The 13,433-nt window shown below is 65.2% G+C and carries 14 protein-coding genes; 4 read left to right on the top strand and 10 right to left on the bottom strand.

The features are described from left to right. Window positions 1-43 precede the first annotated feature (43 nt). The 4 genes from FHW97_RS00655 to FHW97_RS00640 all read right to left on the bottom strand — a co-directional run bounded on the left by FHW97_RS00655 (window position 44) and on the right by FHW97_RS00640 (window position 4,363). Complete coding sequence (locus FHW97_RS00655) at window positions 44-1,096, bottom strand: winged helix DNA-binding protein (protein WP_169041685.1); 1,053 nt, start codon at window positions 1,094-1,096, stop codon at window positions 44-46. A gap of 106 nt (window positions 1,097-1,202) precedes the next feature. Then, window positions 1,203-1,751, bottom strand: a complete 549-nt coding sequence (locus FHW97_RS00650; protein WP_370525306.1) for a murein L,D-transpeptidase family protein — start codon at window positions 1,749-1,751, stop codon at window positions 1,203-1,205. 30 nt (window positions 1,752-1,781) lie between these two features. Further along, window positions 1,782-3,071, bottom strand: coding sequence for an adenylosuccinate synthase (locus FHW97_RS00645; RefSeq protein ID WP_169041684.1), 1,290 nt, complete (start codon window positions 3,069-3,071; stop codon window positions 1,782-1,784). 143 nt (window positions 3,072-3,214) lie between these two features. Continuing rightward, window positions 3,215-4,363 carry an ATP phosphoribosyltransferase regulatory subunit gene (locus tag FHW97_RS00640; RefSeq protein ID WP_169041683.1) on the bottom strand — a complete coding sequence of 383 codons (1,149 nt, stop codon included), beginning with the start codon at window positions 4,361-4,363 and terminating at the stop codon, window positions 3,215-3,217. A gap of 48 nt (window positions 4,364-4,411) precedes the next feature. Between FHW97_RS00640 and FHW97_RS00635 the strand changes: the two genes are divergently transcribed. The 3 genes from FHW97_RS00635 (at window position 4,412) to FHW97_RS00625 (ending at window position 6,400) form a co-directional block, all read left to right on the top strand. Further along, a complete protein-coding gene (locus FHW97_RS00635) occupies window positions 4,412-4,630 on the top strand; it encodes a hypothetical protein (RefSeq protein WP_169041682.1) in 219 nt (72 codons plus the stop codon). A gap of 195 nt (window positions 4,631-4,825) precedes the next feature. Next, window positions 4,826-6,148: an HD-GYP domain-containing protein gene (locus FHW97_RS00630; protein WP_370525307.1), complete on the top strand. Its 1,323-nt coding sequence runs from the start codon at window positions 4,826-4,828 to the stop codon at window positions 6,146-6,148. Between the two features lie 75 nt (window positions 6,149-6,223). Then, the gene (locus tag FHW97_RS00625) at window positions 6,224-6,400 is read left to right on the top strand and encodes a hypothetical protein (protein ID WP_171795524.1); all 177 of its coding nucleotides are present in this window, start codon (window positions 6,224-6,226) and stop codon (window positions 6,398-6,400) included. Window positions 6,401-6,404: 4 nt separating this feature from the next. Here the strand turns inward: FHW97_RS00625 and FHW97_RS00620 are convergent, their stop codons facing one another. From FHW97_RS00620 to FHW97_RS00605, 4 genes are all read right to left on the bottom strand, one after another. Beyond that, window positions 6,405-6,740: a hypothetical protein gene (locus FHW97_RS00620; protein ID WP_253941501.1), complete on the bottom strand. Its 336-nt coding sequence runs from the start codon at window positions 6,738-6,740 to the stop codon at window positions 6,405-6,407. A 77-nt stretch (window positions 6,741-6,817) separates the two neighbouring features. Beyond that, window positions 6,818-7,165, bottom strand: coding sequence for a YigZ family protein (locus FHW97_RS00615; protein WP_169041679.1), 348 nt, complete (start codon window positions 7,163-7,165; stop codon window positions 6,818-6,820). Between the two features lie 96 nt (window positions 7,166-7,261). Then, window positions 7,262-8,845, bottom strand: coding sequence for a phosphoglycerate dehydrogenase (gene serA, locus FHW97_RS00610; RefSeq protein ID WP_169041678.1), 1,584 nt, complete (start codon window positions 8,843-8,845; stop codon window positions 7,262-7,264). Between the two features lie 198 nt (window positions 8,846-9,043). Then, window positions 9,044-10,180: a phosphoserine transaminase gene (locus FHW97_RS00605; protein ID WP_054132684.1), complete on the bottom strand. Its 1,137-nt coding sequence runs from the start codon at window positions 10,178-10,180 to the stop codon at window positions 9,044-9,046. Between the two features lie 209 nt (window positions 10,181-10,389). Between FHW97_RS00605 and FHW97_RS00600 the strand changes: the two genes are divergently transcribed. Next, a complete protein-coding gene (locus tag FHW97_RS00600; RefSeq protein WP_253941500.1) occupies window positions 10,390-11,085 on the top strand; it encodes an extensin family protein in 696 nt (231 codons plus the stop codon). A 484-nt stretch (window positions 11,086-11,569) separates the two neighbouring features. On the opposite strand, the gene FHW97_RS00595 is transcribed toward FHW97_RS00600, so the two are convergent. Continuing rightward, on the bottom strand, window positions 11,570-11,869 hold the full coding sequence (locus tag FHW97_RS00595) for a hypothetical protein (protein WP_171797744.1): 300 nt from the start codon (window positions 11,867-11,869) through the stop codon (window positions 11,570-11,572). A gap of 110 nt (window positions 11,870-11,979) precedes the next feature. Further along, window positions 11,980-13,410 (bottom strand): IS1182 family transposase, encoded by a 1,431-nt coding sequence (locus tag FHW97_RS00590; protein ID WP_171797743.1) that lies wholly within the window; start codon window positions 13,408-13,410, stop codon window positions 11,980-11,982. Window positions 13,411-13,433: the final 23 nt, after the last annotated feature.

Raw genomic sequence — 13,433 nt, 5'->3', positions numbered from 1 at the left:
CCGCAGCCGCCATTTGCACCTTGGCAACCCCCTCACCCCAGGATCAAACCAGCGCGTTGGCGGAGGAGCCGAGTTCGGCGAAGTAGCGGGCCATGGCGTCGGCGGCTTTATCGGTGAGGGTGATGAAGGCGCGGCGGCGGTCGGTTTCGTCGTCCACGCGCTGGAGCAGGCCGGCGTCGGTCATCTGGCCGATCCAGCGCAGCGCGGTGGTGGGGGGCACGCCCGAGGCGATGCACAGCGAGGTAACCGAGACGCGCACGTGCTCCACACGGGCGGCGGTCAGATCGAGCAGCATGTCCCACGCCGGATCGGCGAACAGGTCGCCCTCGAAAAAGCGGGCGCGCAGCTGGCGTTGGCGGATGATCTTGCGCACCAGGCGCGGATCGGGCAGCGGCGGGCGGGCGGTGCGCACTAGGCGATCGGTGCCGTCATCAAGCTTGGCGGGACCGGCTTCCCCACCCTCTCCGTTGAAGTGGAACGCGGAGGCGCTTTCCACGTCGGCCGGGCCGCCCGTGGACAGCTGCTCCAGCCGGGCGGCTATGTTGGTGACCTGCTCGGTGAGGCGGAGCAGAGTGAGGCGGTCTTCCTCGCCCAGTTCGCGCACGCGGTTGCCGGTGCGGGCGAGGACGCGGCCCATGGCGATCACCCGCTCGGCCCGGCTGGGGGTGACCAAGATCTGCGCTTCCGACTGATCGAGGCACCCATAGACATCGTCGAGCGAGCCGATGCTGGTGGATACCACCAGTTGCGACCCACTTTGTGCCGCGCGAATATCGAGCCGGGACAGCGCGGCCAGTTCCAGCCCGTCAATCACCGGGCAATCGACCAAGACGACATCGCCCAGCCCGGGCGCGGCGGCGTCGGAGACAAGCCGTTCGAGATCGCTGGTCTGCGCCACGCGCAGGCCAGCCGCAGCGGCATCTTCGGCCATTTCGGCGCGCAGATAGCCACGATCGGCAAAGATCGACACCGCAAGCGGCTGAACCCCGCGCCCTTCCCCGGCGCCCCAGCCGAGCGAGCGCTCCTGCACCTGCTCGCCCGTCGCCCCGCTTTCGCCGGAAAACCCGTAATCAAAACGCGCCGCAGCCTGCCCCATTGTCCCCACTCCGTAAAATCGCGTATGCGAACACTTGCAGAACAAAGCAGGATCAGGTCAATGCCAGATGCCTCGGTTTTGGAGCGAGAGAGCCAGAGAGAGCTACTCAGGGCACGATATCTATGGGCGTTCCGTCGCCAACGCGCTGCCAGATTTCCTCGATTTCGGAGTTTGTCAGCGCGATACAGCCTTCAGTCCAATCACCAGGCGCGCGCAACGGGCCAAAACCGTTGGGCTGGCCATGCAGAAAGATCTGCCCACCAGGCGCGCGGCCGGCCGCCGCAGCATAGGCGCGGTCGGCGGCATCGGGATAGGATATGTGCAGCGAGAGATGATAGGCGCTGGCCGGATTGCCGTGATCGATGGTGTAATGCCCCTCGGGCGTACGGCCATCACCCTCGAAATGCTTGGGTCCGGTTGGCGCCGGACCAAGCTGGATGCCGGTGAAGACGCGCAAGAGGCGCCCTTCCGCATCGAGCAGGATAACGCGCCGCGCGGCCTTTTCCACGCGCACCCGCGCCACCTCTGCCCCGTCATCGGCGCTCTGGCCGGATATGTCCTGCGCCCGCGCGGGCATTTCATGCAAGAGCGGCGGCAAGGCCCAGAGGGCCGCCGCCGCACATGCCAATGCCAAGAGGGCGATGGAGCGGCGCATTGCGCCATCCTATCGCCTTGACCGAGGCGATCAATCCACGAAGGGATCGCGTACGAGAATGGTATCTTCCCGCTCGGGCGAGGTGCTGACCAGCGCCACGGGCGTTTCGATCAGTTCCTGGACGCGCTGGATGTACTTGATCGCCTGGGCGGGCAGATCGGCCCACGAGCGGGCACCGGCGGTGGTGTCCTGCCAGCCGTCCATTTCCTCGTAGATCGGCTCGACATTGGCCTGGTCGGCGGCGTGGCTGGGGAAATAGTCCAGCACCTTGCCATTGAGGCGATAGCCGATGCAGATCTTCACCTTTTCGAACCCGTCGAGCACGTCGAGCTTGGTCAGCGCGATGCCGGTGACGCCCGAAATGGCGCAGGACTGGCGGGTGAGCACGGCGTCGAACCAGCCGCAGCGGCGCTTGCGTCCGGTGACGGTGCCGAATTCGTGGCCGCGTTCGCCCAGGCGCTGGCCCACGTCGTCGGCCAGTTCGGTGGGGAACGGACCGGAGCCGACGCGGGTGGTATAGGCCTTGACGATGCCGAGCACGAAGCCGGTGGACGCCGGGCCCAGGCCCGAACCCGAAGCTGCCGTGCCCGACACCGTGTTGGACGAAGTCACGAACGGATAGGTGCCATGGTCGACATCAAGCAGCACGCCCTGCGCGCCTTCGAACAGGATGCGCGCGCCGGCCTTGCGTACGGCATTGAGGCGCTTCCACACCGGCTGCGCGAACTGCAGCACGTAAGGCGCGATGTCCTTCAGCTCTGCCAGCAACGCCGCGCGATCGACCGGCGGCTGGCCGAACCCGGCGCGCAGCGCATCGTGGTGGGCGCAGAGGCGATCGAGCTGCGCATCGAGCGCGTCGAGATGGGCGAGATCGCACACGCGGATCGCGCGGCGGCCAACCTTGTCTTCATAGGCCGGGCCAATGCCGCGCCCGGTGGTGCCGATCTTGCCGGCGCCGGCGGCCGTCTCGCGCAGGCCATCAAGATCACGGTGCAGCGGCAGGATCAGCGGGCAGTTGTCGGCAATGGCAAAGTTGTCAGCGTTGATTTCGACGCCTTGCGCGGTGAGCTTTTCGATCTCGGCCTTGAGCGCCCAGGGATCGAGCACCACGCCGTTGCCGATGATCGACAGCGTGCCGGTAACGATGCCCGAGGGCAGCAGCGAGAGCTTGTAGACCTGTTCGCCCACCACCAGGGTGTGGCCGGCGTTGTGGCCGCCCTGGAACCGCACGACCGCATCGGCGCGGCTGGCCAGCCAGTCGACGATCTTGCCCTTGCCTTCATCACCCCACTGGGCGCCGATCACGGTTACATTTGCCACAGATACACTCCTCCACCTGCCAGGTGGACCCGAACAGCGCCCTTCGACAGGACTCGGCGCAGCGGGTGGGTTGGGCGCGATGACGCGCAGGATGTGTGCGGGGGGCGCCCTAGTGGCACCGCCCCGCCAGAGTCAAGAGCCTGTCATGCCGCCGCAATGGCGACCGGGCCATCTGCCCCCAGAACGTGCGTGCAGCCCAGGGCCGCGGGTTCGTCCCCGGCGTCGAGCGCGGCGACAGTGCGCCAGCCGATCGCACGCAGCCGCGCGGCTGCAGCGCGATCGTGGCCCAGCGGCAGGAACAGCTTTTCGGCCGGCGCCTCGGCACTGGCGATCAAATCGATCAGCGCATCGGGATAGAGCGAAAAGCCGGTCGCCACTTCGCCCGCGCCACCATCTGGCGCGGCGATGCGATAGGTACCGCCCCGCCCCAGCGCGCCGCGCACGCCGTCGGCATAGAGCACGAAGCCGAACCACGACTGGTATTCAAAGCCATGGCGTTCGGAAGGATCGAGCGTCAGGCGGGCACGCCCATCGAGCCGCGCGGCGATCTCGCGCAGGGCAGCGATACGCCCGGCGAGCGCGCCGCCGGCATCGATCGCCGCCAGCTTTTCGATCGCGGTGTCGAAATCGCCCGTGGCATAGAGCAGCGGCACATAGGCCTGCCCACCGGCATCGACGAGGCCGCCGGCATCCTTGGTATCCAGTTCGCGCCGCACGGCGTCGATCTGGCCGGGGCCAAGCGGCAGGGCCTTGTCCGCCAGGGTATCGACGAGATCGGGCAAAGTGAAATCGACGCTGACGCCGGTGGCGCCGGCGGCCTGCAGCGCCTCGATCGCCACGGCGACCACTTCGGCGGCGGCGGCGACGTTGTCTGCGCCGATCACTTCAGCGCCGCACTGCAGCTTTTCGCGCGCGGGATCGAGCCCGTCGCCCTTGATGGTGACGACCTGCCCGGCATAGCACAGGCGCAGCGGGCGCGGCGCGGCGGCCAGGCGGGTGCCAGCGATGCGGCCGATCTGCGGGGTGATATCGCTGCGCAGCGCCATCATCCGCAGCGATTGCGGATCGACGAAGCGGAACATGCGGCGCGAACTGATCCCGGCCATGCGGCTGGCAAGCGAGCGTTCGAACTCGATCATCGGCGGCAGCACGCGGTCATAGCCGTGGCCTTCCATCACGCCATGGATCGTGCGCATCACGCGCGTGGCGGCGGCCGCCGCGCGCGGCAGGCGGTCTTCCAGGCCTTCGGGAAGCAGATCGGCGGGCAGGAGATCGGGATCGCGGGTGTCCATGGCCCGCGCCTTTAGCGGCATTGGCCGGCGCCGGGTAGGGAAAAAGCCATGCTCCGCACCTGTCCCGCGCCCACCCCCATCGAAAAGGCGGTGGGCATGCTCGACTGGACCCTGGGCAAGCTGGGCGCCAACAACCTGCTTGATTTCTATCCCGACAAGGTGCCGGCCAGCCTGCTGGCCACCAACGGCGGCGTGGCATTTCCTTCCTTTTCACCATTCGGGTTCAACAGACGCTTTCTCTATGCCCGTCTCGGCGTGAACTGGTAAATCGGGCGAATACCATTGGAACCTGAGGAGCGGCTGGAAACGGCCGCCCTTTTTGCTGTGGCGGCATGGCCCAAAAGGGCAGGCGCGTGGCAACGCGACCTTAACGCGAATCATGCCACCAATTTGGAGACAAAAAACAGGGGTCGTCCGATGCGCCATGCTTTCGCGCAAGAATTTACGTGCGCCACGCCAGCCGTGGCCACGACATCGCTGAGCGAGATTCTCGGCGCATTCTCCTATGCCCTCGATCTGACCGAGGGGCAGCCGGCCGGCCATTCGCTCCGCGCATGCTGGATCGCCAGCCAGATTGCCGTGGCGCTGGGCCTGTCGCCGGCAGATCGGCGCACCATCTATTATGCCACGCTGCTCAAGGATCTGGGCTGTTCCAGCAATGCCGCGCGCATTGCCGAGCTCTATCTGGCCGACGATCGCGCGTTCAAGCAGGCGTTCAAGCTGATCGGCCAGGGCCTGGGCCCGACGCTGGGCTTTGTCTTTCGCCGCACGGGCGCGGGCGGGCCCTTGCCAGCGCGCATGCGCGCGATCGCCACGATCCTGCGCGATGGCAGCCGCATCGCCACCGACCTGATCCAGACCCGCTGCACCCGTGGCGCCACGATCGCACGGCAACTGCGTTTTCCCGAAAGCGTTGCTGGTGCCATTGCCGCGCTGGACGAACATTGGGACGGCGGCGGCAAGCCGCTGGGCCTGGCCGGACACGCCATTCCCCTGCCCGCGCGGCTCGCCCTGCTGGCGCAGATCGCCGATGTGTTCCAGATGGCCGCCGGGCCCGAGGCGGCGCTGGCCGAAGTGCGGGCGCGGCGCGGCACCTGGCTCGATCCCGAACTGGTCGACGCGTTCGTGGCGATCAGCGCCCGCCCCGGTTTCTGGAGCGATTGCAACGACCCCGCACTGGAACTGCATGTCCAGGCGATGGAGCCGGTCGAAGCCCGTGTCGCGGTGGACGAAGCCTATCTCGACGATATCGCCGATGCCTTTGGCGCGGTGATCGACGCCAAGAGCCCCTATACCGGCGGCCATTCCTGCCGGGTGGGCCGCTATGCCACGGCGCTTGGGCGTGCGGTGGGCTTGGCTGACACCGAGTTGGGCGCGCTGCGCCGGGCTGCCGTGTTGCATGACGTTGGCAAACTGGCCGTGTCGAGCAGGGTGCTGGAAAAGCCGGGCAAGCTTGACGACGGGGAATGGGTGGAAATGCGCAGCCACGCCAGCCACACCACCGCAATCCTCTCGCGCATCGGCCCCTTGCGCGACATGGCCGCCGTGGCCGGCGCGCATCACGAGCGGCTGGACGGCATGGGCTACCCGCTGGGGCTCAATCACAGCCTGATCGCCACCGAGGCGCGCATCATCAGCGTTGCCGATTTCTATGACGCACTCACCGCCGATCGCCCCTATCGCGCCGCCATGCCAGTGGACCGCGCCCTGGCGGTCATGGAAGCCGAAGTGGGCAAGGCGATCGATGGCCCGTGCTTTGAAGCCCTGCGCGCCATGGTGGCCTGACCCTACCTGGGCCCGAGCTGCGCGGCGCTAAGCGGCTCAGGCCGGGTTCATCGCCGCCCGCGCACAGGCCAGGCCATGGTTGCGATCGGTTGCCTTGCACTGTTGATCTTCCCCATTCTCGGCCTGATCGCCGGGGGACTTTATGCCGGGCGCAGCGGCGCGGAATGGGGCGCGGCGATTGGCTTTGCCCTGGCCCTGGCGATCAGCGGCGCGATGAGCTGGGCCCTGATCAAGGCAGCGCACCGGCGATGAGGGTTCAGCCCAGCCGACGCAGGTTGGCGCGTACCTTGCGCCGGTAGGTCTGCACCACGCGCCGCGCCTGGCCGTGCGGCGTGGGCATGGCCTTGCCGGCCAGCAGCGCGCGCGAAGGGGCCAGCGCCAGATCCCACCATACCTGGCCCAGCGTTTCCACCTTTTCGGTCACCATGCGCTGGCTTTCAGACGCTGCGCGCGGATCGGCCAGCGCCAGCAGCCACATCCGCCGCGCAATGACCAGGGCCGCCTCGCTGCCCAGCATCATCTGCTGGTTCCACAACGGGATCATCGGGGCCAGCCAGGCGGCCGGCGAGGGAATGGTGGTGGTGCTGGTCATGCAGTGTCCTTGATCGGCGTGTGGCCGGTAAACGACTGGCCGCGGGCAAAGGTCCTGCGCCTGTTATTCCCCGGCGCTCAAAGGCTGTCCAGATAGGCGCGCACTGCCGTCTGCACATGGCGGAAACGATCACCACCCAGATGCTTGCCGCCAAACCAGCGCGTGACGATCACCAGATGATCGCGCAGCCCCTCGCGCTCCAGCATGCGCAGGATCACCATGCCCGCCCCGCTTTCGCCATCATCTTGCTTGATCGGCCCGGCCGCACACAGCAGGCCCCAGCTATTGTGTGTGGCCTTCGCGAACTTCTTGATGGCCTTGAGCTGCTCCACCAAGGCGCGCGCCTCTTCCGCCGAATCACAGGGCGCGCCGGAAACGGCATATTTCGAACCGCGATCGGAGACGATGTTGTCGAGCGTACGCATGGCTGCGGACCTGACGCAAAAAGGGCGGCGCCGCAAGGCACCGCCCTTTCCTGCCTTTCAGGCGTTGGCCCGCGCGCGGCGGGCCGCCCAAAGCAATTAGAACTTGAGCGCCTTGATCAGGCGCACGCCCTGGATTTCGCGCGCCTGGGCGAGCACGGCTTCGCTGACCGGGCTATCGACCGAGAGCAGCAGCACCGCTTCGCCACCGGCTTCGCGGCGGCCGAGGTGGAACGTACCGATGTTGATGCCGGCGGTGCCGAGCAGCGTCCCGATCGAGCCGATGAAGCCCGGCGCGTCGGTGTTGACGATGTAGAGCATGTCGCCATCGAGATCGGCCTCGATGCCGATGCCAAAGATTTCCACCAGGCGCGGCTGGCCGTTGCCGAACAGCGTGCCGGCCACCGAGCGGTCGCCCTGGCTGGTCGAGACGGTGACGCGCACCAGGGTGCGGTATTCGCCTTCGCGATCATGGCGCACTTCGCGCACGTCGAGCCCACGTTCCTTGGCCAGGAACGGCGCGTTGACCATGTTCACGGTGTCGGAATACTGCTTCATCACGCCGGTGAGCACGGCTGCGGTGATCGGCTTCTGGTTGAGCTGGGCAGCGGCGCCTTCCACCTCGATTGCGATCTTGGCGAGGTTGTCGTGCGCCAGCTGGCCCACCAGGGTGCCGAGCTTTTCGGCCAGCGCCATGTAGGGCTTGAGCTTGGGCGCTTCCTCAGCCGAAAGCGAAGGCATGTTGAGCGCGTTGGTGACGCCGCCGGTGACCAGGAAATCGGCCATCTGTTCGGCCACCTGCAGCGCCACGTTGACCTGAGCTTCGGTGGTCGAAGCGCCCAGGTGCGGGGTGCAGATGAAGTTGGGCGTGCCGAACAGCGGGCTGTCCTTGGCCGGCTCGTTTTCGAACACGTCGAGCGCGGCACCGGCGATGTGGCCGGAATCGAGCAGTTCCTTCAGCGCCTTTTCATCGACCAGGCCACCGCGCGCGCAGTTGACGATGCGCACGCCCTTCTTGGTCTTGGCCAGGTTTTCGGCCGAGAGGATATTGCGCGTCTGGTCGGTCAGCGGGGTGTGCAGCGTGATGAAATCTGCCTTGGCCAGCAGGGTATCGAGGTCAGCCTTTTCCACGCCCATTTCCACCGCACGCTCGGGCGTGAGGAAGGGATCGAAAGCGACGACCTTCATCTTGAGGCCGAGCGCACGGCTGGCAACGATAGAGCCGATGTTGCCCGCGCCGATCAAGCCGAGCGTCTTGCCGGTCACTTCCACGCCCATGAAGCGGTTCTTTTCCCACTTGCCGGCCTGGGTCGAAAGGTCAGCCTCGGGCAGTTGGCGGGCCAGCGCGAACATCAGGGCGATAGCGTGTTCGGCCGTGGTGATCGAGTTGCCGAACGGGGTGTTCATCACCACCACGCCCTTGGCCGACGCAGCCGGAATATCGACGTTGTCGACGCCAATGCCGGCGCGGCCAACAACCTTGAGGTTGGTCGCAGCTTCCAGGATTTCCTTGGTCACCTTGGTCGACGAACGGATCGCCAGGCCATCGTACTGGCCGATGATCGCCTTCAATTCTTCGGGCGTCTTGCCGGTGATCACGTCAACGTCGCAGCCGCGCTCTTCAAAGATGCGGGCAGCGTTGGGGTCCATCTTGTCGGAAATCAGAACCTTGGGCTTGGTCATGGTCTTTGCTCCATGGGAACGCCGGATGATGCGGCGCATGCCGGGAATGCCGGCAGGAATGGGGATTGGCTGTTTCATTCTTCCGTCATGCCGGACTTGATCCGGCATCCCGCTTCTTGAGCGTAGTACTGCCGCAAAAGGACAGCGGGACCCCGGATCAAGTCCGGGGTGACGCGAGAATGTTGATCCGCTGGAAAATCAGGCTTCAGCAGTGGCCGTCAGCTGGGCATAGGCCCAGTCGAGCCAGGGGCCGAGCGCCTCAACATCGGCGGTGTCCACCGTGGCGCCGCACCAGATGCGCAGGCCAGCGGGGGCATCGCGATAGCCCGCGATGTCAAAGGCGGCGCCTTCCTTTTCGAGCAGGCCGGCAAACTTCTTGATGAAGTCAGCGTCAGCGCCTTCGACGGTAAGGCACACCGAGGTGCGCGAGCGAATGCCGCTGTCGACCGCGAGATGGCCGAGCCAGCTGCGTTCGGCAACGATCTTGTCGAGCGCATGGGCGTTGGCCGTGCAGCGCGCCTTGAGGCCGTCGAGACCACCGACCGACTTGGCCCATTCCAGCGCGAAGATCGCGTCTTCCACCGCCAGCATCGAGGGCGTGTTGATGGTTTCGCCCTTGAACACGCCTTCGGCAAGCTTGCCCTTGGAAACCAGGCGGAACACCTTGGGCAGCGGCCAGGCCGGCGTATAGGTTTCCAGGCGTTCGACCGCGCGGGGGCCGAGGATCAGCACGCCGTGCGCGCCTTCACCGCCCAGCACCTTCTGCCACGAGAAGGTCGCCACGTCGATCTTGTCCCACGGAATGTCATAGGCAAAGACCGCGCTGGTCGCATCCGCAAAGGTTAAGCCTTCGCGATTGTCAGGGATCCATTCGCCATCGGGCACGCGCACGCCGCTGGTGGTGCCGTTCCAGGTGAACAGCACGTCATCGGCGAAATCGACCTTGGACAGATCGGGCAGCTGGCCGTAATCGGCGCGGAGCACGGTGGGCTCCAGCTTCAATTGCTTGACCGCGTCGGTAACCCAGCCTTCGCCAAAGCTTTCCCAGGCCAGCGTGGTCACGCCGCGGGCGCCCAGCATGGTCCACATCGCCATTTCGAACGCGCCGGTATCGGAACCGGGCACGATACCGATGCGGTGGGTGGCAGGCAGTTGCAGCACGTCGCGCATCAGGTCGATGGCGAGTTGGAGGCGCGCCTTGCCGATCTTGGCACGGTGCGAACGACCCAGCGATTCGGTGGCGAGTTTGTCCAGAGAATACCCCGGCGGCTTGGCGCACGGACCCGAGGAAAAGAAAGGACGCGCCGGCTTTGCGGCGGGAATACCAACAGTCATGTAGACTCTCCTCACAGAGAGCACGCGCGGCGTTGGGACCGCGTGGCCCGGCGCCGCTTCTAAGGACGCCAGCCGGGTTGTCAATCGACCCTGCAAAAAATGCTGCGCCGGCATGCTGCTGCGCGGTTCATCGCAAAAACTGCGGCAACGCGCATCTGCGGGCTTTCCATTTACCCTGCAGTAACCAAGACTGCGTCAGGCTTAACCTTATGGCACGACGCGTTCTTCTTGGCTGGGCCATGCTGCCGGTGATCACCCTTGCCGGCTGTGTCGATGCCCCACGCGGCCCGCGCCGGCCCGCCCGCTCGGTTTCGGCGCGCATGGTCTCGCACCCGGTCGTCCAGCCCGTGCCAAGCTCGGTCGCCACGCGCGCCTGCATGGTTTCGCTGCGCCAGAACGCGATCGGCTATGTGCCGGTGCCCGATCAGTATTATGGCGCCGGATGCAGCACACTCGGCAGCGTGCGCCTGGCCTATTTGCGCAGCGACAGCACGCAACTGGGCCTGGCCAATGCCGGGCCGGTGACGTGCCAATTGGCCAATGCGCTGCAAGGCTGGGCGCGCTTTGGCGTGGACCGCGCCGCACAACAGATTCTGGGTAGCCCGCTGGTCAAGATCGAGACGATGGGCAGCTACAACTGCCGCAACGTGGCTGGCACCGCGCGCCGTTCCGCCCACGCCACGGCCAATGCCATCGACATTTCCGGCTTCCTCCTCGCCGATGGCCGCCGCGTCACCGTACTGCGCGACTGGCGCGACGAAGCCCCCCAGATCCGCGCCTTCCTGCGCGCCATCCACACCAGCGCGTGCAAGCGCTTCAACACCGTGCTCAGCCCCGATTACAACGCGGCGCACCGCGATCACCTGCATCTGGAAGTGGGGAGTGGGCGGCCGCTGTGTGGGTGAGATGGTGGATTGGGCCTGACGCGGCGTGACGAAACGGCCTTTGGGCATTGTTAGAAAATCACTGCCGCTTCGGGCAAGGTGCCAAAGCTGAGCGCCCGGTATGGCAAAAAGCGCCCAGTTGTTGCCGTTCCAAGGTCGTGTATGATAACCATATGCGAGAGCGCTCTTGGCATCTTCCCGTGAAAATCGCTTTGCCCGTTTTGGCAGGGGGATTCTTGGCTGATTGGTTCTGGGCCAAGGACTTGAAGGAGGCCGCAAATCATTTTCCGATGCGCGCGATCACGATGCTCGCGCTGGTTTTGATCGGGTCGATGTTCCGACATTGGCGATCGAAAGGAAAGCGGAAGTTCCGCTAATCCTAACTTTTTCACCGCCTCAAACTGTTCGCAGCGGCCCTAAAGCCTCCGGTTGTTCATGAACGCGGAACGACGGCTTCCCACCATTTTTCGACGCTAAGCGCCGTTCCGGACACGACGCCATAGCATCATTTCAATTTCGACGGTGGCCAATCGATTATAATCCAGTCTGCACCGTCAATCGCAAAGTAGGTACTGTAACGGAACCATTTTCCGTGAATTTTTTGAGTCCATCGGCACTCAAATTCGGTTGGTTCTTCTGTGAATCCCTCACACCCCAACGGGCGAACATCTGCTGGCAAGACAAGCTTTTTTGTGTGCATCGCGATGGCCGCTGCCAACTCCGCAGCACTCGGCACTGGGCTTTTAGCTTCCAGCGCCGTGCTACTAGCGAGAGCAAGCACGAAAAAGGGGGGAAATAGTTTCATACGGAGGAGATAAAGCATCCATCGTGGCAAGCAACGTCCGCTTCCCACCGAGGCTGTGTAAAAACGCTTTGGCTGTTTTGAAGGAGCAGGCGCATGATGGCTACTTCGGCTCAGCCTTTCATCGCTGCGATCATTTTCGGGGCGCCGAGCATGTTGATGGCGCGCTTTAAATTGTAAGCGAGGACGTGGAGGCTCATTTCGGTGCTGACCTTCTCCAGGGTCCTGGTCTTGAAGTGACTTCTTCCCATCCAGTCCTTGATCGTGCCGAATACGTGTTCGACAGTTCGTCGTCGGATGCGCATGGCGTCGGGCATGCGCTCGAGCCTTGCCTGCATGGTCTCGATCACGTGTTCATGCTCCCATCGCTTGATCCGCCGTTCCTTGCCGGTCGTGCATTGCTGCTTGATTGTGCAAGCGCCGCAATGACTGGACCAGTAGGCATGGAGCCGCAGGCCCTGTTCGACCGTGGTGAAGCGGCGGGGGAGCGTCTCATCTGCAGGGCAGCGATAGCTGTCTGCGGCCGGCTCGTAGCGGAAATCCTGCTTGCCGAACCGTCCGTCGGCCTTGGCTCCGGAGGTAAGCGGTTTAGGGCAGATCGCGGTGATGCCTTCTTCCTCGCAGGCCAGCACCTCGACGCCTGAGAAGTAGCCGCGATCGGCGAGCACGGTCAGCTCGTTCGATCCGGTCGCCTCGCGTGCCTTGCGGCCTATGTCCGCCAGTTGCGAGCGGTCATGACCGACATTTGTCACCTCGTGCGCCACGATTATGTGACTGCCGGCATCGACCGCTGCCTGGAGGTTGTAGCCGACGAGCCCCGTTCCCTTCCCGGCACTCGCCATCGCCCGTGCATCCGGGTCGGTCAGCGAGATTTGACGGTCAGGTGCGTCCCCCACCACGCGCTCCATCTCCTGAAGCTCGCGCATCTGGCGGCGTAGCGCTTCGAGCCGTTCACCAAGTCGCTTAGTGCGGACCTGCGCCACCACCTCCTCCTGCCGGTCGGCAGTGTCGAGCAGGCCCAGATAACGTTCGATGCTCGCCTCGACCTGCTCCATCCGCCGGCGGATTGCTCCGGGCGTGAAGTTCCTGTCGCGCGTATTCACCGCCTTGAACCGGCTGCCGTCTACTGCCACCGTGCCGCTGGCGATCAGTCCCAGCTCGCGGCACAACACCACAAACTGGTGGCAACTCGCCCGGATCGCCTCGCCACTGTCGCGGCGGAAGTCGGCGATCGTCTTGAAGTCAGGCGCCAGCTTGCCTGTCAGCCACATCAGCTCCAGATTGCGCCCGGCCTCCCGTTCAAGCCGGCGGCTCGACTGCACCTGGTTGAGATAGCCATAGAGGTAGAGCTTGAGCATCGTTGACGGGTGGTACCCCGGACGGCCTGTCGCAGCCGCATCGCCGAAGCCTAGCGCCAACAGATCCAGCTCGTCGACGAACACGTCGATCACCCGAACCTGGCTGTCCTCGGCAACGTAATCGTCGATGCAGTCCGGCAAAAGCTGAACCTCCCGCCGATCACAACCCTCGATGAAACGCCCCATCTCACGCCCCCAAAGCAGGCCTG

Source organism: Novosphingobium sp. SG754 (genome assembly GCF_013149315.1).
In the GTDB taxonomy this organism is placed as follows: Bacteria; Pseudomonadota; Alphaproteobacteria; order Sphingomonadales; family Sphingomonadaceae; genus Novosphingobium; species Novosphingobium capsulatum.
Note: the sequence above shows the minus strand (reverse complement) of the source record. Positions and strands in the feature narration are given on the sequence as shown.

Bases quoted from the DNA above. Each gene is read 5' to 3' on its own strand.
- FHW97_RS00655 (WP_169041685.1), bottom strand. From the start codon at position 1,096: ATGGGGCAGGCTGCGGCGCGTTTTGATTACGGGTTTTCCGGCGAAAGC.
- FHW97_RS00635 (WP_169041682.1), top strand. From the start codon at position 4,412: ATGCTCCGCACCTGTCCCGCGCCCACCCCCATCGAAAAGGCGGTGGGC.
- FHW97_RS00595 (WP_171797744.1), bottom strand. From the start codon at position 11,869: ATGAAACTATTTCCCCCCTTTTTCGTGCTTGCTCTCGCTAGTAGCACG.
- FHW97_RS00640 (WP_169041683.1), bottom strand. From the start codon at position 4,363: ATGGACACCCGCGATCCCGATCTCCTGCCCGCCGATCTGCTTCCCGAA.
- FHW97_RS00615 (WP_169041679.1), bottom strand. From the start codon at position 7,165: ATGCGTACGCTCGACAACATCGTCTCCGATCGCGGTTCGAAATATGCC.
- FHW97_RS00590 (WP_171797743.1), bottom strand. From the start codon at position 13,410: ATGGGGCGTTTCATCGAGGGTTGTGATCGGCGGGAGGTTCAGCTTTTG.
- FHW97_RS00625 (WP_171795524.1), top strand. From the start codon at position 6,224: ATGGTTGCGATCGGTTGCCTTGCACTGTTGATCTTCCCCATTCTCGGC.
- serA (WP_169041678.1), bottom strand. From the start codon at position 8,845: ATGACCAAGCCCAAGGTTCTGATTTCCGACAAGATGGACCCCAACGCT.
- FHW97_RS00605 (WP_054132684.1), bottom strand. From the start codon at position 10,180: ATGACTGTTGGTATTCCCGCCGCAAAGCCGGCGCGTCCTTTCTTTTCC.
- FHW97_RS00620 (WP_253941501.1), bottom strand. From the start codon at position 6,740: ATGACCAGCACCACCACCATTCCCTCGCCGGCCGCCTGGCTGGCCCCG.
- FHW97_RS00600 (WP_253941500.1), top strand. From the start codon at position 10,390: ATGGCACGACGCGTTCTTCTTGGCTGGGCCATGCTGCCGGTGATCACC.
- FHW97_RS00650 (WP_370525306.1), bottom strand. From the start codon at position 1,751: ATGCGCCGCTCCATCGCCCTCTTGGCATTGGCATGTGCGGCGGCGGCC.